Source organism: Streptococcus mitis (assembly GCF_946190065.1).
GTDB lineage: Bacteria > Bacillota > Bacilli > Lactobacillales > Streptococcaceae > Streptococcus > Streptococcus mitis_DE.
Genome location: NZ_CAMHZD010000297.1, coordinates 1 through 203, shown reverse-complemented (window position 1 = coordinate 203; position 203 = coordinate 1). Strand labels below are relative to the sequence as shown.

Sequence of the window (203 nt, the reverse complement as noted above, 5' to 3'; positions counted from 1 at the left end):
GTGAGAGCATCTGGATTCGCTACTACTGTCTTATCTGCTGGTTTAACGATGTCATTACCTGCGTTTGGTTTAGCTGCGTCTGCTGCTGACTTAGTCAAGTCTGACGCTGGGATAACCGCTGTCTTACCTTCTGGAGTTGTGACTGTGGCGTTGCCTTTATCGTCTACTACTACAGTTGAACCTGGGTTGACTGCTTTAACCTT

The 203-nt window shown here is 47.3% G+C and carries 1 protein-coding gene; it reads right to left on the bottom strand.

Annotation, left to right across the window (positions count from 1 at the left end):
- Window positions 1-203: MiiA motif-containing surface protein (locus tag OCF96_RS10160; RefSeq protein WP_261447101.1), on the bottom strand; the 203-nt coding region annotated here is incomplete at both ends.